The 24,476-nt window shown below is 64.4% G+C and carries 19 protein-coding genes and 1 riboswitch; of the genes, 11 read left to right on the forward strand and 8 right to left on the reverse strand.

What is annotated here, in order from left to right; translation table 11 throughout:
- Positions 1-39: 39 nt before the first annotated feature.
- Both BVE01S_RS03520 and BVE01S_RS03525 read right to left on the reverse strand, forming a co-directional pair.
- Complete coding sequence (locus BVE01S_RS03520; protein WP_066624366.1) at positions 40-1,431, reverse strand: sensor histidine kinase; 1,392 nt, start codon at positions 1,429-1,431, stop codon at positions 40-42.
- Positions 1,428-2,090 carry a response regulator transcription factor gene (locus tag BVE01S_RS03525; protein ID WP_066624367.1) on the reverse strand — a complete coding sequence of 221 codons (663 nt, stop codon included), beginning with the start codon at positions 2,088-2,090 and terminating at the stop codon, positions 1,428-1,430. Before BVE01S_RS03525 ends, BVE01S_RS03520 begins: the two co-directional genes overlap by 4 nt.
- A 182-nt stretch (positions 2,091-2,272) precedes the next feature.
- On the opposite strand from BVE01S_RS03525, the gene BVE01S_RS03530 reads away from it, so the two are divergent.
- From BVE01S_RS03530 to BVE01S_RS03540, 3 genes are all read left to right on the forward strand, one after another.
- Entirely contained in the window at positions 2,273-3,259 is a 987-nt protein-coding gene (locus tag BVE01S_RS03530; protein WP_167544810.1) for an ABC transporter substrate-binding protein, read from the forward strand.
- A 207-nt stretch (positions 3,260-3,466) separates the two neighbouring features.
- Positions 3,467-3,554, forward strand: a riboswitch (glycine riboswitch).
- A 224-nt stretch (positions 3,555-3,778) separates the two neighbouring features.
- Positions 3,779-6,439: a TonB-dependent receptor domain-containing protein gene (locus BVE01S_RS03535; RefSeq protein WP_244878349.1), complete on the forward strand. Its 2,661-nt coding sequence runs from the start codon at positions 3,779-3,781 to the stop codon at positions 6,437-6,439.
- An 85-nt stretch (positions 6,440-6,524) separates the two neighbouring features.
- Positions 6,525-8,471 (forward strand): S9 family peptidase, encoded by a 1,947-nt coding sequence (locus tag BVE01S_RS03540; RefSeq protein ID WP_066624373.1) that lies wholly within the window; start codon positions 6,525-6,527, stop codon positions 8,469-8,471.
- 316 nt (positions 8,472-8,787) lie between these two features.
- Here BVE01S_RS03540 and BVE01S_RS03545 read toward each other — a convergent pair whose 3' ends face one another.
- On the reverse strand, positions 8,788-9,885 hold the full coding sequence (locus tag BVE01S_RS03545) for a hypothetical protein (RefSeq protein ID WP_088582715.1): 1,098 nt from the start codon (positions 9,883-9,885) through the stop codon (positions 8,788-8,790).
- 92 nt (positions 9,886-9,977) lie between these two features.
- Positions 9,978-10,793, reverse strand: coding sequence for a hypothetical protein (locus tag BVE01S_RS03550; RefSeq protein ID WP_157076420.1), 816 nt, complete (start codon positions 10,791-10,793; stop codon positions 9,978-9,980).
- 367 nt (positions 10,794-11,160) lie between these two features.
- Here BVE01S_RS03550 and BVE01S_RS03555 point away from each other — a divergent pair, with 367 nt between their 5' ends.
- The 3 genes from BVE01S_RS03555 (at position 11,161) to BVE01S_RS03565 (ending at position 14,389) form a co-directional block, all read left to right on the forward strand.
- Positions 11,161-11,673, forward strand: coding sequence for a DUF3617 domain-containing protein (locus BVE01S_RS03555; RefSeq protein ID WP_066624382.1), 513 nt, complete (start codon positions 11,161-11,163; stop codon positions 11,671-11,673).
- A 143-nt stretch (positions 11,674-11,816) separates the two neighbouring features.
- Positions 11,817-13,199 (forward strand): hypothetical protein, encoded by a 1,383-nt coding sequence (locus BVE01S_RS03560; protein WP_066624384.1) that lies wholly within the window; start codon positions 11,817-11,819, stop codon positions 13,197-13,199.
- A gap of 134 nt (positions 13,200-13,333) precedes the next feature.
- Positions 13,334-14,389, forward strand: a complete 1,056-nt coding sequence (locus BVE01S_RS03565) for an amidohydrolase family protein (RefSeq protein ID WP_240612064.1) — start codon at positions 13,334-13,336, stop codon at positions 14,387-14,389.
- Between the two features lie 214 nt (positions 14,390-14,603).
- Here BVE01S_RS03565 and BVE01S_RS03570 read toward each other — a convergent pair whose 3' ends face one another.
- The 4 genes from BVE01S_RS03570 to BVE01S_RS16465 form a co-directional block, all read right to left on the reverse strand.
- Entirely contained in the window at positions 14,604-14,966 is a 363-nt protein-coding gene (locus BVE01S_RS03570; RefSeq protein ID WP_066624386.1) for a helix-turn-helix domain-containing protein, read from the reverse strand.
- A gap of 30 nt (positions 14,967-14,996) precedes the next feature.
- Positions 14,997-15,284 carry a hypothetical protein gene (locus BVE01S_RS03575; protein ID WP_157076421.1) on the reverse strand — a complete coding sequence of 96 codons (288 nt, stop codon included), beginning with the start codon at positions 15,282-15,284 and terminating at the stop codon, positions 14,997-14,999.
- Between the two features lie 137 nt (positions 15,285-15,421).
- Entirely contained in the window at positions 15,422-15,787 is a 366-nt protein-coding gene (locus tag BVE01S_RS03580; protein ID WP_066624392.1) for a hypothetical protein, read from the reverse strand.
- 27 nt (positions 15,788-15,814) lie between these two features.
- Complete coding sequence (locus tag BVE01S_RS16465) at positions 15,815-16,429, reverse strand: helix-turn-helix domain-containing protein (protein ID WP_157076422.1); 615 nt, start codon at positions 16,427-16,429, stop codon at positions 15,815-15,817.
- 457 nt (positions 16,430-16,886) lie between these two features.
- Here BVE01S_RS16465 and BVE01S_RS03595 point away from each other — a divergent pair, with 457 nt between their 5' ends.
- The 5 genes from BVE01S_RS03595 (at position 16,887) to BVE01S_RS03615 (ending at position 24,358) form a co-directional block, all read left to right on the forward strand.
- The gene (locus tag BVE01S_RS03595; RefSeq protein WP_146112040.1) at positions 16,887-18,134 is read left to right on the forward strand and encodes a TetR/AcrR family transcriptional regulator; all 1,248 of its coding nucleotides are present in this window, start codon (positions 16,887-16,889) and stop codon (positions 18,132-18,134) included.
- A 270-nt stretch (positions 18,135-18,404) separates the two neighbouring features.
- A complete protein-coding gene (locus BVE01S_RS03600; RefSeq protein WP_066624397.1) occupies positions 18,405-20,630 on the forward strand; it encodes a TonB-dependent receptor in 2,226 nt (741 codons plus the stop codon).
- A 58-nt stretch (positions 20,631-20,688) separates the two neighbouring features.
- Positions 20,689-21,999 carry a metallophosphoesterase family protein gene (locus BVE01S_RS03605; protein WP_084375266.1) on the forward strand — a complete coding sequence of 437 codons (1,311 nt, stop codon included), beginning with the start codon at positions 20,689-20,691 and terminating at the stop codon, positions 21,997-21,999.
- Positions 21,996-23,567, forward strand: a complete 1,572-nt coding sequence (locus BVE01S_RS03610) for an alkaline phosphatase D family protein (RefSeq protein WP_066624399.1) — start codon at positions 21,996-21,998, stop codon at positions 23,565-23,567. Before BVE01S_RS03605 ends, BVE01S_RS03610 begins: the two co-directional genes overlap by 4 nt.
- A gap of 23 nt (positions 23,568-23,590) precedes the next feature.
- The gene (locus tag BVE01S_RS03615) at positions 23,591-24,358 is read left to right on the forward strand and encodes an acid phosphatase (RefSeq protein ID WP_066624400.1); all 768 of its coding nucleotides are present in this window, start codon (positions 23,591-23,593) and stop codon (positions 24,356-24,358) included.
- Positions 24,359-24,476 lie beyond the last annotated feature (118 nt).

The raw sequence follows: 24,476 nt of genomic DNA on the forward strand, positions 1-24,476 counted from the left end.
CCGCATTTGCGGAAAGCGAGAGTGGGTGACTGATGAACGTCAGGCCACGATCCCTTCGTTACGAGCTTGAAAAACAAGTCGCCCCACGAGGCCGCTTCGCGTTCCATTACGGTTGCGCAGTTCGAAGTCGCAGCCTTGAGCTTTGGCGAGTGAGGCAACGATGGCGAGGCCTAGGCCTGACCCTGGAGTGTCTGTCGTGCTGGCGCGGAAGAAGCGGTCGGCGAGGTGGGGAAGAGCGGTTTCTGAGACCCCTTCGCCATGGTCCCAAACGCTGACCGAGCCGGCGGCGCGCACATGTACGAAAACGGGCGCGGCGCCGTGGTGAAAGGCGTTGTCGATTAGGTTGAGGATCTGCTCGGTGATAAAATCCTCCGCGCCAAGGACGATGACCGGTTCGGCTGCAAGGCGCAGGCGCAGTGCGCCGTCGGGAAAGTCGCGCCGGGCGCGAACGGCCTGACATGCGCGACGCGCGGCGCGGCCGAGGTCGGCCGACGAACCAATGCGAGCCGCTTCCGCTCGCGCCGTCGACAGCAACTGTTCAACGAGGCGCGTCATACGATTGGCGGCGTCGCGGGAGTCGTCGATCAATCGTTGTTGCTGGGGCGTCCAGGAGCGATGCGAGTCCGCAAGAAGCGCAATATTAGCGGAGACGATCGAGAGCGGTGTGCGCAACTGATGCGACGCATCCGCCGCGAATCGATGAACACCGGCGGTGGATGTCTCAACCCGAGTGAGAAGATGATTAAAGGCCGTAAGGACGGGCCAGAACTCGCGCGGAGCCAAGTCAATGTCGGCCGGTGCGAAGGCCGCTGAAATGCCTGGGCGACGAGCCAGATCTTGGATGAGGCTCTTGAGCGAAATCAGGCCCCATTGCAGCGCTGGCCAGATCAGAATGGCCGCGAGGACCACTAGGAGAGCTGGCGGGAGTAGAAGGCTGCGATAAAGTTCGCGCAAGCTGGCGCTGCGAGAATCCAGGCTTTGAGCTACGGAAACGCGAATGGGCGCGGCATGGCCCGGGATGTCGAGCGTCTGCTGAACCATGCGAACGGGGACCCCCCTCACGGACAGGTCGGCGAAGACCGGTTCCTCCTGCTGGGCCTGAGCCAGGTTTGGCAAATCTTTGTAGCCGGTGACCAACTGATCGCCGTCGCGGACGCTATAAAAGACAGCGTCGCGTTCAGGGCCGTCCAAAAGAGCGAGCGTCCATGGTGCGACATCAACGGTGATGCGTCCGTGTTCGACCGACGCTGTCGCTCTTATGGTTTGAAGCGCGCCAGCCAGCAGGCGGTCCGAGTTGTCTGCTACGATGCGTTGGGCCGTCCAGGCGCCGACAACCAGCACGACGATGGCCAAGATCGCCAACGGAATGACCTGCGCGATCAACAGCCTTAAGACCAAACTATGGGACGACTTGGACCCGGCGCTGTTCATGGATCGAGGCGATACCCACGTCCCCTGATGTTCGTCACGGCAGGGCCATCAGGCTGAAGCTTGCGCCGAAGTCGGCCCACATGGATTTCCAAGGCGTTTATGGAGGGGGCTTCATCCTGAGGGAAGACCTCGGCCGCCAGAAGGTCGCGATCCACCACCTGCCCAGGTCGGGAAGCCAGCACGCGCAGGGCCGCCCATTCGCGGGGACGGAGAGCCAGGTTGCGATCGTTGACCGAAACGCGTCCCGTTCCCCAATCGCAGAAGAGGGTGCCGACGACGATCGCGCCTGCAGCCAGTCCTTGGCGTCGTCGCACGATGGCGCGAAGTCGCGCCGCCAACTCGACGGGCGCGAAGGGTTTGACCAGATAGTCGTCGGCTCCCAGGTCCAGCCCGGCGACGCGATCGCCCAAGGCGTCGCGGGCCGTAAGCATCAGCACCGGCGTTGAAGACCCTCGGCGACGAAGGGCCGCAAGAACCGCAAAGCCGTCGATGTCGGGCAGGCCTATATCCAAGACGGCGGCGTCGAAACCGCCGTCGCGCTCCATCTCTAACGCCTGCTCGCCGCTGTGAGTACAGGTCGCCCGAAAACCCCTCTCGATGAGGCTGGTCTCCAACGAATGGCGAAGCGCCTTGTCATCTTCGACGACGAGTATTCTCATGGCGACGAGAGGGGATGAAGGGTCATGTGCGACACCATAGCTCGAAAGCTCGTAGGTTGAAGCCGGGTCGCCGACATCTGCTCCAGGCGCTGGCGGGCGGCTTGGCGGCCGGCGGCGGGGGATTGATCGCAGCCTGTTCGTTGGAGCCGCAAGGCGTGGGCACGGCGGAGCGGGTCCGTTGGATGGCGCGCCGCGAAGGCGCGCTGCAAATTCTCACCAACACGAGCCTGATGGGGCCAGTCGTGGATGCGTTTCGTCTGCGTTGGCCGCAGATCGCCGTGCATCTTCTAGACGTCAATTCCACTCAGATCGCCGAGCAGGTGAGAGCATTGGCGGATGCCGGGCGGAAGGGGCCGGATCTGGTCTGGAGCTCGGCGATGGATGTTCAGGTCAAGCTCATCAACGATGGCTATGCCCAAATCTACAAGTCGCCGCATCGGACCGCCATGCCGGATGGCTCGGTCTGGCGCGACCAAGGTTACGGGCTGACAGCGGAGCCGATCGTATTCGCCTATAATCGCGTGAAGATGTCAGAGGATGTCGTGCCACGCAGCCATGCCGATTTGCTTCGTCTGCTGAAAGCGCGCCCCGACGTATTGGATGGCCGCATCACGATATATGACGCAGAGCGGAGCGGCGTCGCCTTGATGCAGTTGTCGGCGGACGTTCAAATCTATCCCGATGCCTGGCCGCTGATGGAGGCGTTGGGTGCATCGCGACCGAGACTCGACACCTCGGGCAAACGGATGATGAGTCAGATCGCGGACGGCCGGATGGCCTTCGCTTACAACATGAACCAGTCCTATGGCGCGTCTTGGGCGGTCGGAGCGCCGCAGATCGGACTGATTACGCCTACGGATTATCATCTTTCCGTATCTCGGGTGGCCTTCATTCCGCGCAACGCGGGCCACCCAAACGCGGCGAGACTGTTTCTAGACTTCCTGTTGTCGCGCGAAGGACAAAGGGTCATAGGCGCGCTGGGCATTCGGCCGGTGCGCAACGATGTTGATACACCTTTGCGAGCAGCCGCGCCCGGCGCGCGTCCGATAAGGGTGGGGCCCGCCTTGCTGGCTAATCTGGATCAAGCGCGCCGTGCGCGCCTTCTTAGCCAGTGGGATGACGCCATGCAGGTGGCGACAAGGGCGCCGTCGGACATCTCCGCGCCTTAACGGTTCCTGTGGATAACTACAAAAAACCTAAGTCGGCTTTTGCTGTCACGATCCTGTCACGAGATCGACATGCCTGTGGGCGGCGCAACTCACGGGATGCAGCCGATTTGAGGTCGAAGACTAAATCACGATATTTTGGGCCATATTGGGAAAATTATTCCAATACGAGGTGATTTGACAGAGGTTTATGGGGCAGATCTTACTCCTATCTGCAAGGCGGGAGAGTTCGGCGCAAGCCGACGCCGAAGGCGCAACCGCCCCGGAAACGCTCAGGCAAACGGACCGCCTTGCTGATGAAACGCTGGAGAGCAGGTCGGTCCGGGGGACGCGGCCTCGCCGAAGGAGAAAGGGCGTCCGCGCCCGAAACTCTCAGGCCCGATGACAGCGGGGGCGAAACGGCGCCGTCAGAGCGTCGCTCGCAGCAGACACCCCTGGGGAGGGGCGTCGTTTCAAATGAGGAGTCTCGCCTTGTCTCGTTTTGCTCGTTCCTTGACCAGTTGCGCCAGCTTGGTCGCACTGATGGCTTGCGCCGGCACCGCCGGCGCCGCCGTCGCGCAGGAGGCTGATCAAAAGCCCACCGAAGCCGCCGCCTCTGTCGATGATATCGTCGTCACCGCCTCGCGCATCGACCGCGCCGGCTTTCAGGCCCCCACGCCGACAATTCGGCTGACCGCCGAAGATCTGTCCGTCGGCGCCCGCCCGAACATCGCGGCGGCGCTGAATGACATGCCCCAGTTCAAGGCGACCAGTTCGCCTCAGACAACCGGCACGAACACCGGCGCGGGCAACGCCCCGGTCGATCTGCGCGGTCTCGGGATCAGCCGAACCCTGGTTCTCATCGACGGGCGTCGCGTGTCCAGCGAGAACGACCTGAACAGCGTGCCGACGGTCCTGGTCAAGAGCATCGACGTGGTGACGGGCGGCGCCTCGGCGGCCTGGGGGTCGGGCGCGGTCGCGGGCGTGGTCAACATCGGGATAGACCGCACCTTCTCGGGCGGCAAGCTGGGCGCTGAATACGGCATCTCGTCCTTCGACGATGCGGAGCAAAAGCGTTTCGAGGGCGCCTGGGGAACCGGGTTCGCCGGCGATCGCGGCCACTTCGTGATCGGCGGCGAATACTTGGACAATGCGGGCGTCGTGCCGAAGGTTTCGCGCCCTGCGATCGGGCGCTGGGCCCAGGTTTCGGACGCGCCGGGCAGGTTCGTCACCATGCCGAACGTCGGCTTCGCCAACGCCGCCTATGGGGGGCTGATCATGTCCGGGGTCAACGCCGGGAAGGTGTTCAATCCTGACGGCACGCTGCGTCCCTTCAACTATGGAACGGTTTATGGGACGAACACCGTTGGCGGCGAAGGACCGTCCAACGACGACCTCAGCCCGCTGGTCACGCCCCAGCAACGCTACGTCGCCTTGGCCAGCGTGACTTACGATCTCTCGGATGCGATCCGTCTGACAGCCGATGTTCGCCATTCGCGGATGTGGAACGACTACGTCTGGTTCGGGGACCACAACCGCGGCAACCTGACCATCAAAAGCGACAACGCCTTCCTGTCGACGGCGATCAAACAGCAGATGGCCGCCGCTGGTCAGACGACCTTCACAATGGGCCGCTTCAACTCCGACCTGTCTTATTCGCGCATTGATTTTGAGCGTGTGACGACCCAGGCGACCTTGGCTCTGGACGGTCGTTTCGGCGACAAGTGGCGCTGGGGCGCCTATTACAGTCATGGCGAATACGAGAACAATATCGATACGCCAGGCTTCCTGCTGGCGACGCCCTACTCGCAGGCGGTGGATTCGGTCATCGATCCGGTCACTAACAAGGCCGTCTGCCGGGTCACGCTCACCAACGCCAACTCCGGCTGCGTGCCGATCAATCTGTTCGGTATGGGCGCACCGTCGCAGGCGGCGATCGATTATGTCACCGGCACGCCGCAACTGCGCGCCACGACCAAGCTGGACGTCGGTGGGATCAGCCTGCGCGGCGAACCTTTCTCCCTGCCTGCCGGTGATGTGTCCATCGCCGTGGGGGTTGAAGCCCGTAAGGAGCAGACCGATCAGCGCGTTGGCGATCTGGACGCCGCCAAGGCGTTCCAGACGTTCAACTTCTCGGCCATGTCGGGGGAGTTCTCGGTCAAAGAAGCCTTCGCCGAAGTCTTGATTCCTGTCGTTCGAGACGTGCCGGTCTTCAACAATCTGGAGTTCAACGCGGCCGCTCGTATTTCGGACTATGATACCACGGGGTCGATCTGGTCCTGGAAGGTCGGGGCGACCAACGAATTCTTCAGTGGGTTCCGCGGACGGGTTACGCAGTCACGCGATATCCGCTCGCCCAACCTCAGCGAACTCTACACCACGACGACAACCGGATGGAACACCATAAACGATCCATTCAAGAGCCAGAGCGTCTATGCCTTGAACAACGGTGGCGGGAATGCGAACCTGACGCCTGAAACGGCGGATACCTTGACGCTCGGGTTCATCTATTCGCCGCCGTCGATACCCAATCTGAACCTGTCGATCGACTATTACGACATCAAGATCGACAATGTGATCGGGACGATCTCGCCTCAGGACTTGGTCAATCGTTGCTTCAAGGGTAATGCGGCCCTGTGCGCCTTTGTGGACCGTGACGCCAACGGCAATCTGGTTCGGACGCGCTCGACCTATGTCAATCTGGCTGAATACCACACCGACGGGGTCGATGCGGAACTGTCTTACTCGTCGCCGGCCGATCTATGGATGCCGGGCGCCAAGGGCCGGGTGCGGCTGCGTGTGGTGGGCACCTGGGTCAACAGCCTGACGACCAACGACGGCGTTGTTGAAGTCGATTACATGAAGTCGCAGGGCTATGCCTTCGGCCTGGGCGTTCCTGATTTTCGCCTGAACGCCAATCTCGGTTGGCAGGGCGACGTGTTCGGTGCCAGCGTGCGGGCGCGTTATATCTCGCAAGGGCTGTATAATCGCACGGTCAATATCTCGAACAACGACATCCCGGCCTACATCTATGTGGATCTGGGGCTGACCGCCGAACTGGATCACTACGGCGCCAAGGGGGTGGAGCTGTACGCCAACGCCACCAACCTGTTCGACAAGGCCCCGCCGAACGGATCGCTCTACTCGCCCTACTACGACGTGATCGGCCGTTACGTCACCGTTGGCGCGCGCTACCGCTTCTGAGGTCGTGCGCCGGGTCGCCGGCCTCGTTCTCCCCGAGGTCCGGCGACCCGTTCCTTCTCCTTCCTGTTCAGACTGGCGGTCGTCGATGCCTCGTTTCCCCCTGGCGCTTGTTCTCTCACTCTCCACCGTCGCTGCGGCTCCGCTCGCCTGGGCCGAGGCGCCCAAGCCCGCCGCTGTCGTCGCCGACGGCCTGCCGGCGGTTCCGGACGCTCTGGTCGCGGCGACCCAGCCCTATCTGCAGTCGCGGCGCGCCGCCTTCCTGGGGTGGAATGCGGCGGATCGGTCCATGCTGATCAAGACGCGCTTCGGCGCGACAGACCAGTTGCACACGGTCTCGGCGCCGGGGGCCGCCCGCACCCAGATCAGCTTCGAGAGCGAGCCGATCCTGACTGGCGCGCCGTCGCCGGATGGGCGCACGCTGGTGGTGCAGAAGGACAGCGGCGGCGACGAATTCTATCAACTCTATACGCTGAAGGACGGGCGACTGACGCGCCTGACAGACGGGCGCAGCCGCAACTGGTTCGGGGCCTGGAGCCCGGACGGTCGCTTGATCGGTTATGCCTCGTCACGGCGCAACGGGGCGGACATGGATCTTTACGTCGTCGATCCGTCGAACCCCTCCAGCGAACGCCTGGTCGCCCAGGTGTCCGGCGGAGGCTGGAACATAGCCGACTTCTCCAAGGACGGACGAAAGGCGCTGGTTCTCAACCGGATGTCCGTGAACAACGCCGTCGTCTATGAGTTGGACCTGGCCAGCGGTCGAATGACGGCTTTGACGGATCCCGCTGCCCAGGTGTCCTACGTCGGTCCGCAGTATGCCGCGGATGGCACGGTATGGGCGACGTCCAACAAGCAGTCTGACTTCCTTCGCCTGGGACGTATCGGCAAGGACGGATTTGTCCCGGTCAGCCATGAACCGCGCTGGGATGTGAGTGACTACGCCCTGGCCCCGGATGGCAGTTTCGTCGTCTATGCGATCAACGATGCCGGGGTGTCGCGCGTACGGGTACTGGATACGGCGTCGGGCGTCGTTCGCCCGGTGGACGGTCTGCCGGAAGGCGTCATCCCTTACAGCATCGGTTCGGCCATACAGGTTTCGCCGTGGGGCGCGATCGGTCTCAGTCTTTCGTCGGCTCGGATATCGGGCGACGCCTTCTCGATCGATCCCAACACCCTGGCGGTCACTCGCTGGACCGCCAGCGAGACCGGCGGACTGGACTCCGCCATCAACGTAGAGCCGCAGTTGGTCGAGGTGCAAAGCTTCGACGGCGAGACGGTTTCCGGCTTCCTCTATCGCCCTGATCCGGCGCGTTTCCCCGGAAAGCGACCGGTGATCGTCGATATCCATGGCGGCCCCGAAGGTCAGACCCGGCCCGACTTCCTCGGGCCGCAGAACTATCTGCTCAATGAACTCGGCGTGGCCCTGTTCTTTCCCAATGTGAGGGGATCGTCAGGCTACGGCGCCCGTTTCGTCAATCTCGACAACGGGCCGTTCCAGCGTGAGAACTCCGTGCGGGACATCGGCGCCTTCCTTGATCAGTTGCAGGCCGATCCCGGATTGGATGCGTCGCGTTTCGCCGTCACCGGCGTCTCCTACGGCGGCTATATGTGCTATGCTACAGCGGTACATTACAGTGACCGACTGAAGGGGGCGAACTGCTACGTCGCCATCTCCAACTTCGTCACCTTCCTGGAGAATACGCAGTCGTATCGCCGCGACCTGCGACGCGTCGAATACGGCGACGAGCGCGATCCGGCGCAGCGCGCCCAACTCCAAGCCATCTCGCCCCTCACCAGCGTGGACAAGATCAAAATACCCCTGCTGGTCGCGACCGGTGGCAACGACCCGCGCGTGCCGGCGTCAGAGGCCGATCAGATTGTCTCGGCCGTCCGGGCCAACGGCGGCACGGCATGGCATCTGCTGGCCCAGAACGAAGGACATGGCTTCCACAAAAAGGAGAACGAGGACTACTATTTCTGGACCAGCCTCCTGTTCTGGAAACGGACCCTTCTTGACGACGTGGCGCATTAGGTCCTGACCGGCGCATGAGCGTCGAAACAGCCGTCCAGGAGCGTGGTTCTTGCCGCGCTCCTGGCTAGGGGCAGTTTGGCGCAGACCCGAACGTCGGCCTGCACCGATCATCATGGGACACTGAGAGTCTGGATTGAAAATGTTGTCTAAAGAGGCGGCGCCAAGTGGCAGATTTCGATGCCTCCGATCCTGCCCTCCACATTGGCGCCGCACTTCTAGTACGGACAGACGACGGAAGCGGGCGAAAGCGCATGAAACCCATTCAGCCCTGTTTTAATGCAGAGCATCGCGAGCTTTGCCGCTCGTCTAGGAAGGCCTATCTCCATAGGGCTTCAGCCAAATCGTCCCAGCGTTTGACGTCCATCACGCGGTAGATTTCGGCGAGGTGCTTCTTCGTCGCTTCTTTGCTGATGTCGAGCGCGTCCGACACCGCGTCTCTCGCGCCGCCGGCGGCAGCAAAGAGAAGCATTTCGCTGCGTAGGGGCGAAAGGCGTTTGGCCAGAACCGGGTCAATAAGGGCGATCTCCGAAGGCGTTTCGTAGTTGAGCGTCGCCAACACTTGATCCTGGGACTCGCGAGAACGCAGCAGGGTCGCTTTGACGCTCAGACGGCCCGCCGGAACATCGATGCAGGCGGCGGCCTCGCCGGATTCCACAAGAGGCTGGTACAGGCTCGTCAAAAATCGGGGCGCGCTTTCCAACCGTCCGCCCAGATCCAATCCTTGCCCCACCATGTTGCTGTCACGCAGCATGGTTTCGGCCGTATCAGACATCGCACAGATGAGCCCGGTCGCAGGATCGAACAGCAGATGACCCGAGTTTGCGATCTGGCTGCGCCATTGCGCTCGGCCTGAAGTTCCAGCCCGTCGAAGAAACGGCTCAAACGCCGCAAGCGCCGCAACCTGGTCGTCATTGAAGGCCGGATTGTCGCCACGGAACAGCAGCAGCACCGCTTGACCGCCGCATGGATCATCTATTCGCAGATCAAGGCAGTGGTGATGACCGGAAGGCCGCACCAGAAGATTGTAGGTATTGGACCTGAAATAGGACGCTGGCGGCGTCAGCAGATGACCGCAGCTTCGCCCACGCGCCTGGGCCAGGGCGAAGACGTTGATTTCGCCTTCCCCGACAAACAGCCGCTCGAACTCGTTCACGAACAGGAACCGCGCCTCCTCGGGTGAATCCTCGTGAAAGAAGCCGAGCGGCATGGCGTTCTCGTCCAGCCAGAACAGCGACGCCGCTTCGGCGCCCACGATTTCGCGCGCCAAGCGACACACCCGAGGCGCGATGGCGGCCAGGCCGATACCCGGCCGGCAAAGCATCCGCAGTTCCAACCATTCCCGGCGCAACGATCGTCGGTGCGTATGACGCAAAAGGGGCTGCTCCACCTGATGATTGGCCGCCAGAGTAAACATGCATCGCTTCACGGGGAAATGAGGATAACGGCGTTCATCGACAGAACCGCGTCCCGGGTTGGCGTCGCCAAGGTGTTGGCGCTTCCGGGGTTTCAGCGCATCGGACTGACGCCGGCCGGGCCGGTCACAGTGATCCGTAGGTCGCGAAAACACGACTGAAAGGTATTGGCGCCCGAGGTCAGCATTTGGGGGGACGTGTGGTTCTGCCACATGGCCCGATCGATCACGATGTCGTCGCCGTCCCAGCGCGCATCATATCGGCCATAGAGGTAGCGTCCTCCGGCGCTGCCGTTCGCACTGCCGTCGCCGGTGTCGCTGCGACAGAATCCGACGGAAAAAGCGCTGCCTTCGAAACCCGGTTTCAGGAAGTTCAGGATGATACGGTCGCTGAAACCGCGTTTCACGGAATCGCCGGAATCGGTTCCGACGAATCTGAGTCCCCCGTCTCTGACTTGCATCTCGAGCGAGGTGTCGCTCTGCCAGCGAATGCTGGCGGGCGGAATCTGATCGAAACCTAGCGTCTGCTCTTCCCGCGTCGCGTAGAAACGTCCGGTTGCGGCTGTCTGAACAAGCCGACCATCGGCGCGCCGGACAATCAGGCTGACCCCGCTTCGGTCCGTTTCTCCACTCAGTCCACGCGGAAGATAGGCGATGATCCTTCCGTCGCTCCAGTTATCGACCCTCAACTCCGGCCGTGTATTAAAGGGTCCGCCCAGATAGACACCGCCCGGCGCATCGCCGAAGCCGGCGCCGGTGATGACATAGGCGGAAGGCGTTTCCTGCGTCCCCGGCGTGAACGTCGTCCGCTCGATCGCGCGCCCATTGATCCCGGCGATGCAGTCCGAACAGTCGATGGGTCGCGCCACGGCGCGCAGGGCCGCCTGCGCCGCCGCGGCCTCGTCGCGCAAAACCTGACGACCGTCCTGGGCGCCGGGGCGTCGCAAGGTGATCGGCGCCGGTGCGACGACCTGGATCGCCGCTCTGTCCGCCATGGCCGGCCGCGAGGGAAGGCGAGCCTGGGCTTGCACGTCGGGCGCAAGGACGAGCGCGACGAAGGCCAGGAGGAAGGACTTTTGAACGGTCATGGGCATGGCCTAAGTCTGGGGGCGTCTCAGCGCCGTCGCCGAGATCGAGCACTCATGTCAGCCACGGCTAGCAAGGCGCGTTGAGCCGAAACATTCCCCGCCGGGGGGAATGTTTCGGCGACGGCGCCGCTCCTACCCTGATGCGCGGGTCCGCACCGTTACGGCCCGCGAAACCGAAGGAAGCAGGGCTATGAAAGCGACGATCGGGAACACCAATATGACATGGATCGGTGCTGCGTTCGGCGTGGCGGCGACCCTTCTGATCACAGGCTGCGACGCCCAATCGAACGCGACGGACCGAGCCGCCAACAATGCCTCTGCTTCGGCGCCCAGCCGCTCGGCGACGGCGGCCCGTCGCCTGAACGACGGCCTGTGGGAAACGGTTACGACCGTGAACGGTCACGCCATGCCCCCCGCGCGCAACTGCATCACCAAGGCGACAGCCGACGAGGTCAATGGCGATGACGCCTCCGTCCGCCGCGGCCTAGCCCAGGCCAACCCTGCTCCAAGATGCGAAGTGCAAAACGTGGAGATCAAAGGGTCTCAGATCGCTTTCGACACGATCTGCGACGGTCAGACCGTTCACTCCGTCATCACCTACGATGGAGATCGCTACGCCGGCGAGATGACGGCCGCTGGCATGGGCGTCATGGCGTTAAGCGCGCATCGTGTTGGCGCATGCCCGGCCCGGCAGGGCGGCTGAACCCATCCCTTCGAGGGGGAATATTTCGGCTGGCGGCCGATTGGTAAGCGTCCCGTCCTGATCGACACGAGGCGCGTCTCCTTCCCTTCGGTTGAAGCTGGAGACGCCTCGTCGTGTGGTCGTGCAGCAGCCCGGAGATCCCGATGAAAGCCCAATCCTTAACCCTCGCCCTTGGCCTTTGCGCCGCTCTCGCCTTCGGCGCTCCTGCTTTCGCCCAGGTCGCGCTAGGCGGTGGTTCGGCGGTCCATCCCACCGATACAGCGGTCGGCCGCACGGCTGAGGCGACGGGCGGCGGCGCGACCGCCGTGGGCGACGCCGCCAAGGCGAAAGGAGACAGCTCGACCGCCCTCGGCGCCGACTCTCAAGCCGCTGGCGAAAGATCCACCGCCGTAGGTCAGAACGCCCAGGCCACCGACGCCTTGGGTACCGCCTTGGGGCAGGGCTCGGCCGCCAGCGGCGCGTTCTCGACCGCCTTGGGCGGCTTGGCTCTAGCCAGCAACACCGAAGCGACGGCGGTCGGGATGGGGGCGCTTGCGACGAACGCCTACACCACTGCGCTGGGCTCAAACGCCCAGGCCAACGGCCGTTTCAGCCTATCGATCGGGTCCGGAGCCTTGGCGACCCAAACCGACACCATCGCCGTCGGCGCCCTGTCGCAGGCGTCAGCCGACAACGCGATCGCGATCGGTCGGTCGGCTCTCGCCAGCGCGACGAATGCAGCCGCTTTCGGCTGGGGGGCGAACGCCACGACCGAGGGCAGCGTCGCGGTCGGTTCGGGCGCAGTGGCCAGCGGCTATGGGCAAACCTCGGCCTTCGGCTATCGCGCCATGGCCACGGGTCTGACGACGACCGCCATCGGGGCCTCGACCACGGCGCGCGGCGAGGATTCGTCAGCAATCGGCGCCGGCGCCACCAGCTACGCCTACAACTCCGTGGCGCTCGGGGCGAACTCGACCGCTCGCAGGGACAATTCCGTATCGGTCGGTTCGACGGGCGAAGGCGGGTTTACCCGACAGATCGTCAATGTGGCGGCCGGAACCCAAGACACAGACGCCGTCAACCTGGCGCAGCTCAACGCCGCCATCCTAGCGGCCGGAGGTCTGGGAAGCGGTGTCGATTACCAGCCTCAGATCGATGCCCTGAACGCCTCGGACGCGAGCCAGAACAACCAGATCAGCGCATTGAATGCGCGATATGCCGTGCAGGAAGGGCGGATCAACGCACTCGACGCTGCCGTTCAGTCGGCGTCTGAACGTATGCTGATCCTAGCGGGCGGCCTCGACGCCTTGCGTCGCGACATGCGACGCGGTGTGGCGGGCGCGGCGGCGGTGGCGGGCGTCATCCCGCCTTCCGCGCCGGGACGCACCACGGTGAACATGAATATCGCGGCCTATGACGGCGAAGCGGCCACCAGCATCGCCTTCGCCCACCGCCTGGCCGTCTCCCGCCCCGTCATCGTTCATCTGGGCGGTAGTTTCAGCGCCGGAAAGCCCATTGTTCGCGGCGGATTCTCCGCCGAATTCTGACCTTCTCCTTCGAGCCTGGGCTGCTGTTGAAAGACCGCCGCCCAGCTCCTCATCTCTCCCGTTGCTCAAAGATCGTCGTTGTCCCAAACTCGGCGCTCTGCACGGCTCGCAAGCCAGGAAGCCTGCCCATGCGAATGAAAGCGTTCATAGGCCTGATGATGTTTCAGGCTCTTGCCTGGCTGCCATTGACCGGCGTCGCCAAGGCCCAGGCGCCGATCATCGATGTTCATCTCCATGCCATGGGCGCGGCCGATCAGGGGCCGCCGCCGCTGGCCATGTGCACGCCGATCAATCCCATGCCCACCTGGAATCAAACCCAGCCGTTCCTCGCCGCCTTTTTGGCGTGGTTCAAACATCCGTCCTGCTCCGATCCCATCTGGTCGCCGCAAACGGATGAGGAGGTTATGCAGCGGACCCTGGCGGTGATGGAGCGCCGCAACATCATAGGCGTCGTAAGTGGGACGAGCGCCCACGTTTCGGCTTGGCGCCGCGCGGCCCCGGATCGGGTGATCCCCAGCCTGATGCCGGATTTTCCGCCAAAGTCGGGGCTGACCGCCGAAGTCGCCGCGTCCAAGGCCCACGGCGACTTGGCCGTTCTGGGCGAGTTGGGTTTCCAATATGAAGGGATCGCACCGGATGACGCCCGTTTGGAGCCGATCTGGGCGGCGGCCGAGGCTAACGACGTACCCGTGGCGATCCATATGGGCCCCGGACCGCCCGGCGTCGCCTATATGCCTCAGTCCGGCTACCGCGCCCGGCTGAGCAGCCCGCTTCTGCTGGAAGAGGTTCTCGTCCGTCACCCCAAGCTGCGCGTGAACGTCATGCACGCGGGTTTCCCAATGCTGGATGACACCTTGGCCCTGCTGTACGCTCATCCACAGGTCTATGTGGACACCGGCGTCATCGTCTATACCCAGCCGCGCCCGGCCTTCTATCGCTATCTCCAGGCCCTTGTAGACGCAGGCTTCGAGAAGCGGATCATGTTCGGCTCCGACCAAATGGTGTGGCCGGAAACCATAGAGCGCGCCATCGCCGTGATCGACGAGGCGCCCTTTCTTTCGCCCGAGCAAAAGCGGGACATCTTTTACAACAACGCCGCTCGCTTCCTGCGGCTCGACGCCGCAACCCTTGCCAGACACCAGGCAATGGGTTCGCCCTCTGCTCAGGGCACGACCACCGCTCGACGATGACAGGCCCGCGCCGGCGTCAGACGCCGGCGCAAATTAAAGATTGTCTTGCGACGAAACCATGAGTCTCTGCGCAGACGTTGGCTTCAGCGCGTCGTCGCCGTCGCCGTAAGGATTTCCGCTTATTGGACAAACGAGCGGTCCTAGCACCGAGCTTGCGTACAACTCGCGTCGAACCGGATGAAGGTCGTGCTTTAAAGCCCAGCCGCTATCAGCGTTATCGCCGGACGTCGGCCAGCGCCCGCGCCGTGATCATCAACGCATCGCGTTGACGCTTGCCCATCCTGTCATAGAGGTCCGTGAGTTCACCCAAGACCTCTTGAGGTCCAGGCGGCGCTTCGTCCGGATCGGCCTTGGGATAGAAGTCGGTGATTGAGCAGTTCAACGCTGCCGAGGCGCGTGCAAGCGTTGACGCCGCCATGCGGTTCACGCCCTTCTCGTATTTCTGGACTTGCTGGAACGTCACGCCGAGAGCCCCCGCCAGATCCGCTTGCGTCAGCCGGGCCGCAGCGCGGAGCGCCTTCAGTTGCGACCCCACATGGATATCGATCGGGTCGAGGTCGTCACGCTGCGTCGTCATCGGCTCATTTCCATCGTCGCCACGCCGCACTTATAGCAAAGGTCGTCTAGCGCGCCAGATGACGCCCGCCAAAAGTGCGGCGATGACCGCGATATTCCAGACGTAATAGGCCGACACATAGGCCCATTGCTCCAACTCGCGATTGCTGGCGAACGCGTAGTGGGTGGCCAGGATCAGAAGTTGGAATGCCGCCGCCGCCTGGGTCCAACGTCGACCAGATCGCATCGCCGCATAGAGCAAGAACAAGAACACCATGCCGTCGGCGACGACAGCCACCCACGGTGTTTCACGATGATTAAAGGAACCAAGTGCGGTCAAAAGCCAGGCTAGGACAAGCGCGGCGGCAGACGCCTTTTCCCACCGCCCCCTCGCCAAAAGGCGAGGGACGCTGTGACAACCAGAAATCCCAGGGTGATGAGGTATATGGGCGACATCGCCCCATCACCCTGTATGATTCAGGCGGCGCCCTCAACGACACGCAACGCTGTCGCCTTCGTCACGCGAGGCACAGGATCGTCCTGCTTGTCCAACCCGCCTAGGCGCACCGATCGAAACTTGGTGCGATCCTTCACCTCGGCCAGCGCCTCGTGCAAATCCACCATCGCACTCTGGGCTTCGATCTGAGCCGCTAGGGCGCGCGCCAGGGCATCGAACGCGGGCTGGCCCACTGTCGCAGCCAGCCCGGCCTCTCGGCGGCTGCGCGTCATCACCTGGGTCAGGCGGCCGAGGCGATGAATGGATTGATCCTGCCCAGCCTCGGCTTGGAGCAGGGCGTGTTGGAGGCGAGCAGCGATGGCCGCCGCCTGTTCGGCGCGTTTCATTTCTTCAGTCCGATGAGAGGCCGGGGTTCAGCCGCCGTAGCGAAGCTTCTGCAATAGGAAGGCGAACTGTTCTGCCCCGGCGAGGGCGATCACGATCCAGGCTGCAGCGGCGGCGACGCCGAAGACAACGAGGATGCTGCCGAGTTGCCGGTAGCCAATATCGACGGGTTGAACTGCACGTCCAACATGGCCGAGGCGATGTAGAACATCTCGGTCATGACCGCTCCCGGTGTCAGAAAGACCGCTTGCTTGCGGGTTCCCTCCACCAAGTGGCGGACCATCGTGCGTTTCGTGTCCGTGGTCGCCAGCCCCATTAGAATGGCTTCCATCTCGCGCCAGCTGACTGGCGGAATGGTGTCGTCGATAGGCGTCATGCGGCTTCCCTTCAGCCGCCACATTGAGCCCGGCGGCGACCGCACTAGCCATTGGGAGCGCATCGGGGTGCGAACCACTCGGTGTGGCTTCCAAGGCGGCCAGCGCCAGGGCCGCAGCGATGCGGCTCTCCACCTGAAGCTTGCGCGCCGCGTTCTCGCAATGTTTGTCCACCGTGCCGGGTTTGATGCCGAGCGCTCGGGCGATCTGCTTGGAGTTGTGATGGGCGTGAACCAAGCGCAGGCATTCCCGCTCACGCTCTGTCAGCATCTCCGTAGACTGCGGCAAAGGCTCTGGGTCTCCTCGACATCCAGGCGGACCTTCACCCGAGCAGACGCCTTAGACAACACCCTATGGGGTGAGGCTGGGTTGCAGAGATCAAGCGCCCAGGCAGGCATGGTGCAGATTGGAAGTCTAAACCCACTGGCGTTTGAACGATAGGGGCTTCAAGAATTGCGATTTCCATTCAGGCCCTTAGGCCGCCTGAAGTGGAGGCAAGTGGCGTAAGACTGACATAAACCCTACAGCGGCCATCGCGGCCGGCGCGGCGTCGACCAGATATTGGTTCCGGTTATCGAAGCTGGCGCTATCGCGACTGGCCTGCGGACGCCCCGCGCGCTTCACCAGCAAGCTTTGCAAACCCGCGTGGCCGAGGGATGGCCGTTGATCGCGCTTTACGGCCTGGGCGCACACTCGACAGGTCGAAGCGGCGAGGGCAATGAGGCGCATGCCCACGACCACGGCCCGACCCGACCTTGCTCAGCAGATCGTCGAGGCGGCGATTGCTCAAGCCGCGCTGGGGGGTCTGGATAGTCTGACTCTGCGCGATCTGGCTCGGATGGTTGGCAAGAGCACGACAGTGATCGTCAATCTGTTCGGGACCAAGTCAGGCCTGATTCAGGCGGCGGGCGAAGAAGCCTTGCGGCAGGATGCGGCCTTTCATGAGGGCTTCTTCGGATCGGTGGCGGACTTGCCTTTGGAACCGGGCAGCCTGTTGGCCCTGTGCCAGACCTATCTGCGGCGTCGGGTAGGGGGCGAGGCGGGGTTCGCGCGCATTTGGGAAGCGCTTCTGCTAGACGCCGCGCCGACCTCGGAGCAGCGGGATCTGATGGAGCGCTGGCACGCCATGCGCTGTGCGGCCTGGCGTCGGTATCTGGCGCGCGATGCGCGGCTGGACGCGTTTGTGGAACCTCTCGTCGCCTGGCTGACGTTCGAACAATACTATGCCGGTGCCCTTCGCGGCCGAGCGGACTATGGCGTCGTCGCGGCCGAGGGGCTGGGCGCCATGATCGACCGCGCCTTCGGGTTGGCCGATGGGCCCGCCACGGCGACCTTCTGGTATCGCGACGCCATGGTCCTGCCTCAGGCCCCGGCCCGGGACGCCGAGCCCGAGGCCATGCGGCGCAAGCTGCTGGACATAGCGGCGGACCAGATTCTGGCCGGCGGGATCACCGCCATCACGAACCGTTCGGTCAGCGCCGTGGCCGCGACCTCCACCTCGACCATCGCCTATCACTGGCCGGACATGCGTCATTTCGTGCTGGACGCCGTCTGGCACAGCGTGTTCCGAGACATGCCGGGGCACTTGGCCGGCCATACGCCGGACGGCGATCCGGCCGTCGTCGATCTGGATCGCTGGGCCGCCATCATGGCGCCGACCGTGGCCATCGGGGGCGAGGCCGAAGGCTTCTACGTCCGATACGCCCGACTGATCGCCAGCATCTGCATCGAAGCCCGGCGCGATCCGTCCCTGCGCGACCTGGCCATGCTGTTGCGCGGACCGGAGGGCGGGGGCACCTATTACAAGCAAACGGGCGTCTGGCCGGCCGACTTCGATCTCAACCGTCTGGCGGCCACCCGTTTCGCCCTGTGGATCAAGGCCGAGGCCCTTCTGTCCTGCGCGCGGGGCCGGTTGCTTGATAAAGACGCCCTGAAGGCGGCGGCCTGCCTGCTGGTTGCACGCCAGTCGTCGTAGAACGCGCGTTATTGTCCTGTTGCGGCTGGTCGGCCGTCATCTGACAAAAACACTTCCTACAAGCGTCACAAAAGCATCGTTCGCGCGGCCTATTGCGGCATCGTTGTCGAACAGTTGTTTTTCCGACGCGACGCAGACGCTGCATTCTCGTCTCCCCCGAGCTGCTCGCGTCTCGACCAAAGCGCGGAAGCAACGGCTGTTCGACGACGTCCCGAAACACATCGACACGCGAGGGCGGGGGCCCCGCGCGTCGCCCGATGGATGCTCAAAATGAAACGTCTATTTCTCGGCGCCTCGGTCGCCGCGCTCACCCTGGCGGCCCTGCCGGCTGCCGCTCAAACGCAGTCTGAGGCCGCGACCGCATCGGTGGACGACGTCATCGTCACGGCCCAGCGTCGCGCTGAATCCTCGCAGAAGGTCGGCCTGGCCCTGACCGTCATCTCGGGCGAGACGCTGGACGACCGCAACATTCAGACCGTCAACGACCTGGAGAACACGGTGCCCAGCCTGGAGGTCGACAGCCAACTGGGCGGCGGCCAGCCGCAGTTCCGCATTCGCGGCGTTGGCCTGACCGACTACGCCGCCAACAATACCTCGACGGTGGGCATCTATGTTGACGAGGTCGCCTATCCCTACGGCGTGATGACGCAAGGGCTGCTTTACGACATCGCCCGCATCGAGGTGCTGCGCGGGCCTCAGGGGACGCTTTACGGCCGCAACACCACCGGCGGCGCGGTCAGCGTCATCACCAACGCCCCAACCGACCATGTCGCCGCGGGCCTGAACCTGAGCTACGGCAGCTATGACGCGGCCAAGCTGGAGGGCTACCTGTCGGGTCCGATCGCGGAAAACCTGACCGCGCGTCTGTCGGTGGCGGCGGAATCGGGCGGCGCCTGGCAATACAATCGCGACACCGGCGAAAGTCTGGGCGACAAGGACACCAAGGCCGCCCGCCTGCGCGTCAACTGGACCCCGACGCCCCAGACCGACATCGACCTGAACCTGCATTACAGCCGTGACCAGTCGGACGGCCGGGGTCTGCGCCTGATCACCAGTCCCTTCACCTCAAGCGGCGGCCGGGTCTATCCGATCGACGTGTCGCACCGCATCACGGGCTGGGGCATCAGCCCCTATTTCGCCCAGCTGATCGGCGCCTCGCCGAACGCCAAGCCGTTCCGCGACAACGAGGGCAAAGGCATCAGCCTGCGCCTGAACCAGAATCTGACCTGGGCGACCCTGACGGCCATCGCCAGCTATGAGACGTTCGACCGCAACGAGTTCAACGACTGGGACGCCACCGCGTCGAACGAGGCGGGCACCTTCTTCTTCAACGACATCAAGACCTCGTCACAGGAGGTCCGCCTGGCCTCGCCGACCGGCGGCCGCGCCCAGTGGCTGGCGGGCGTCTATCACGCCAACGAAAGCGTGGACGGCGGCTTTTACTCCGACTTTTCGCAGGCCCGGAACCTAGGCTTCTATATGAGCACGACTTATGGCCAGAATGTCGAGACGACCGGGGTGTTCGGCAATCTGGACTACAGGCTGACCGACCGCCTGACCCTGGCCGGCGGCCTGCGCTACGAGGATGAGACGCGCGAGCTGAACAACTTCAAGACCGAAATCCTGGCGCCTAATCCGGCGATCCGGGCGACGGCCTCCAAGTTGCAGTCGATGCGCGAATGGACCGGCAAATTGGGTGTCGAATACACGGTCAGCGACGACATCCTGACCTACGCCAATGTCTCTCGGGGGGTGAAGTCGGGCGGTTTCACCACCTACAACAGCGGCCTGCCGGACCAACTGGAGCCGTTCAAGTTCGAAGAACTGATCGCCTATGAGACCGGCGTGAAATCCAGCTTCCTGGACCGCAAGCTGCAGTTCAACGCCGCCGCCTTCTACTACGACTACCGCGACCAGCAGCTGCAGGGCGTGCTCTATACCCAGACCGGGCGCGTGGGCCGGATGATCAACGTGCCTAAGTCCCACATCCAAGGCGCGGAGATCGAGGCGGTGTGGCGGCCGTTGCCGAACCTGACCATCACCCAGGCCCTGGCCTATAAATACGGTGAGTACGACGAGTTCTTCTTCGTCAACGGAACCGCGACTGAGGCGGCCAAAGACCCGGTGACGGGCCAGTACAACACCATCGTTTACAGCGACCGCGCCGGCGAGCGGCTGCCCTTCCCCAAATGGGACTACAAGGGTTCGATCGCCTACGACTGGCAGATGGGCGACTGGGGCGTGGAGGCCCAGACCAACTACGCCTTCCGCGACGAGAAGTTCTCCACCTCGTCCAACTCGATCATCGACTCCTACTGGCTGGTCAACGCCGGGGTCACGGTGCGGCCGATGAACGGGAACTATGCGTTCGGCGTCTATGTGAACAATCTGACGGATTCCTACTCCGAGGAATCGCGCAACCGCTTCATCTCGGCGGCGACGGGATCGCCCAATCCGCCGCGCACCTGGGGCGTGCGCCTGAGCTATCGTTACTGATCCAACCGGGGCTTCGGTCGCCAGGCCGAAGCCCATCCTTTCGCCGGGAGATCGCGCCGTGCAAACCCTTTGGAAACGCCTGACCTACGCCCTTCTGGCGGGCGGAATCGCCCTGGCCTCGGGCGCGGCCCTGGCCCAGCCGGCGCCGGGCCGGTTCACCATCGCCGTCATTCCCGACACCCAGAACTATGCGGACTTCACCCATCAGCGCGCGGCGGGCTTTCCCTTCGATGCGCGCGACATGATGACCGAACAGCTTCAGTTCATCGCCGATCACGCCGTCTCGCGCGGCGGCGACATCGTCTTCGCCACAGCCGTCGGCGACGTGTGGCAGCATCCGGTCCTGATCATCGACCCCGACCACGCCGCGCGCGGCTTTCGTCCCCGGCCAACGTCACGCGGAGACAATCTGGACAAGGTGGCCGAGGGCGTGCGGACGGTCGAGATTCCGGCCTCTATCGCCGCATACGACCTTATCGACGGCGTCCTGCCGTTCTCGGTCGTCTCGGGCAATCACGACTACGACGGTCAGTGGTGGGACGAGCAATGGCCCCAGGACCTGACCGCGCCGGCCGGCGACCTGCGCCGCCTGGGCATGATCCACATCGGCGGCCTGACCGCCTGGAACCAGGCCTTCGGGTCGGGCGCGAAGTTCTTCAGGGATCGCCCCTGGTATGTGGCCTCACACGACAGCGGCGCCGACAGCGCCCAGCTGTTCGAGGCGGGCGGCTATCGTTTCCTGCACATCGGCCTGCAGATGGCCCCCTCGGACGCCAGCCTGAAATGGGCCGAGACGGTCATCCACGCCCATCCCGGCCTGCCGACCCTGATCACCACCCACGACTTCATCGACAAGACCGGCCAGCGCCGCGCCCATCCGGTGGTCGACCTGCACGCGCTGGACCCGTTCGACAACAACGCCCAAGGGGTGTGGGACAAGCTGATCGCCCGTAATCCGCAAATCTTCATGGTGCTGAGCGGCCACCACAACGGCCAGGCCTTCCGCACCGACCTCAACCGCCAGGGCGGCGCCGTCTATCAGCTGCTGTCGGACTATCAGGACCGCAATCAGACTGCTCTGGACGCAGGCCTGGCGCCGGATCGCGCGCCGGGGATCGGCGACGGCTGGATGCGGCTGATGGCCTTCGACATGACCGGCGAGACGCCGACGGTGCGGGTGCGCGCCTATTCGACCCATTATCGTCAGTATGCGTCGGATCAGCCGGAATACGCCCAACGCTACAAGCCCAACGAGCAGCCTCAGATGAGCGACGCCGACTTCGTCGCCAGCGACGACTTCGTCATTCGCCTGGAGGATTTCCGCGCCCGCTTTGGTCCGGGCGCCGCTGGCGGGAGCGCCGGTCAATGAGCGTCCTGAACGCCGGCTTTTCCCGCCGCGCCCTGATCGGGGGGCTGGTCGCCGCCCCCGTCGTGTTGCGCTTCGGCCGGGCCCAGGCGGGCGGGGCTGATCTTTTCCCGCTGGGCGTCGCCAGCGGCGATCCGTGGCCGGACGGTTTCGTGCTGTGGACGCGGCTGGCCGTCGATCCGCTCGCCGCCGACGGGCAGGGCGGTCTGGCCGCGTCCATCCCGGTGCACTGGGACGTCGCCGCCGACGAGGGTTTTTCCCGCATCGTCGCCTCGGGTCAGGTCATAGCCGAGGCCGCCGACGCCCATTCGGTCCATGTTGAGGTCCAGGGCCTGACGCCCGCCCGGCCCTACTGGTATCGGTTCACCGCCGCCGGCCAACGCAGCCCGGTCGGCCTGGCCCGCACGGCGCCGGCGCCGAATGCGGATGTGGATCGGCTGAAGCTGGCCGTCGCCTCCTGCTCGAACTGGGAGGTCGGCTATTTCAGCGCCTATGGCCACATGGCCGACGAGGCGCCGGACCTGACCCTGTTTTTGGGCGACTACATCTACGAATACACCCGCACCGGGGCGCGGGCGGCCAATATCGTGCGGCCTTACGGGTTCGAAGACGCCACGACCCTGGCCGGCTATCGCAATCGCTATGCGCTGCACCGCACCGACGCGGACCTGCAACGCCTGCACGCGGCGGCGCCCTGTCTGGTCGTCTGGGACGACCATGAGGTGCTGGACAACTATTCTGGCGTCTGGGCCGACAAGGGCGGCAGGCCGGACGATTTTCTGCGCCGCCGCGCCGCCGGCTATCAGGCGTTCTACGAGGCCATGCCGATCCGTCGCACCCGCCTGGATCGCCGCCTGCAGATGCCGATCCACAAGCGCGTCCGCTATGGCAAACTGGCCGAGTTCTTCATGTTGGATGGGCGCCAGTATCGCTCGCGCGGGGCCTGCGTGGACGAGGGCGGCGCCAAGGGCCAGATCGTCACCGACGCCCAGTGCCTGGACCGCATGGACCCGTCGCGCACCTTCCTGGGCTTCGAGCAGGAGCGCTGGCTGTACGACGGCCTGGGGGGCGCCGAGGCGCGCTGGACCATCCTGGGCCAGGACCTGGTCATGGCCGGTCTGCGCTTCGAGAACCCGAACGGCGAGACCCGCTACTGGACCGACACCTGGGACGGCTTCCCCGCCGCGCGCGACCGCATGACCCAGGCGTTGCACACGATCAAGCCGCGCAATCCGGTGGTCCTGGCCGGCGACTACCATTCGTTCTGGACCAACGACGTCCTGCTGGATAGTCGCGACGAGCGCTCGCCGGTGGTGGCGACCGAGTTTGTCGGTACCTCCATCACCTCGGGCGGCCCGCCCTACGACAGTCTCATGGCGGCTATGCCGGCCAATCCGCACATCAAATTCTTCGACAGCCGCGTGCGGGGCTACATGTCGATGGAGGTCACGCCCCAGCGGATGACCGCCCGCTATCAGGCCATCAGCGACGTGCGCGATCCCAAGGCCTCGCTGTCCACCCTGAAGACCTGGGTGGTCGAGGACGGCTGTCCCGGCGCCCAGATCGCCTGAGTTCCCAACGGTTCAGAGTTTCCATGCGTCTTTCCCTTTTCGGTCGTCTGGCGACGGCCGCCCTGGCCCTGGTTCTCGTCGGCTGCGCCTCCGCACCTGCGCCAACTCCCGCCTTCTGGACCGGCTTCCGCGATCATCCGCACGGCTATCTGGACGCGGCGCACGCGCCGGACGCCTCCGCCTTCCTGCCGCCGCCGCCCGAGGTTGGATCGCTGAGGGCGCAGGACGATCTGGCCTATTACCGCGCCACCCGCGCGCTGAAGGGCACAGCCCGCTGGGACCAGGCGCGCGCCGACAACGAGATCGAGACCCCGTCCGCGCCGCGCGTGTTCGACCAAGCGCTGGGCGTCGCCTTCGTCCCCGAGCGTATGCCGACGCTGACGCGGCTGCTGGGGCGGATGCTGGGCGACCTGGAGACGATCCAGACACCGGCCAAGCGCGGCTTCATCCGTCCGCGCCCCTTCGTGACCGAACCGGCCGAGACCTGTTTCACGCCCGAGCCGTGGCTGGCGGCCAGCGGCTCCTACCCTTCCGGCCATTCGGCCCTGGGCTGGGCCTGGGCGCTGGTCCTGTCGGAAATGGCGCCGGACCGCGCCGACCAGATCCTGGCGCGCGGCCTGGCCTATGGCGACAGCCGGGCGATCTGCGGCGTCCATTACGCCAGCGACGTCGAGGCCGGCCGCATCGTCGGGGCGGCCCTGTTCGCCGCCCTGAAGGCGAACCCGACGTTCCAGGTGGACTTCGCTACGGCGCGCCTGGAACTGGCTCGCGAGAGAAGGCTGGCAAGATGAAGTCGCGCGGTGAGGTGGCTTCGCGCGGGCCGAACCTTGCCAGTTAAGGCGAAATCGCAGGAGGTGACTTCGATCTAAGCCGCTCAGCCATGTAGCGAAAGCGCTCAAGGATGGATCG

The organism is Brevundimonas vesicularis NBRC 12165 (genome assembly GCF_001592205.1).
Taxonomy (GTDB): Bacteria; Pseudomonadota; Alphaproteobacteria; order Caulobacterales; family Caulobacteraceae; genus Brevundimonas; species Brevundimonas vesicularis.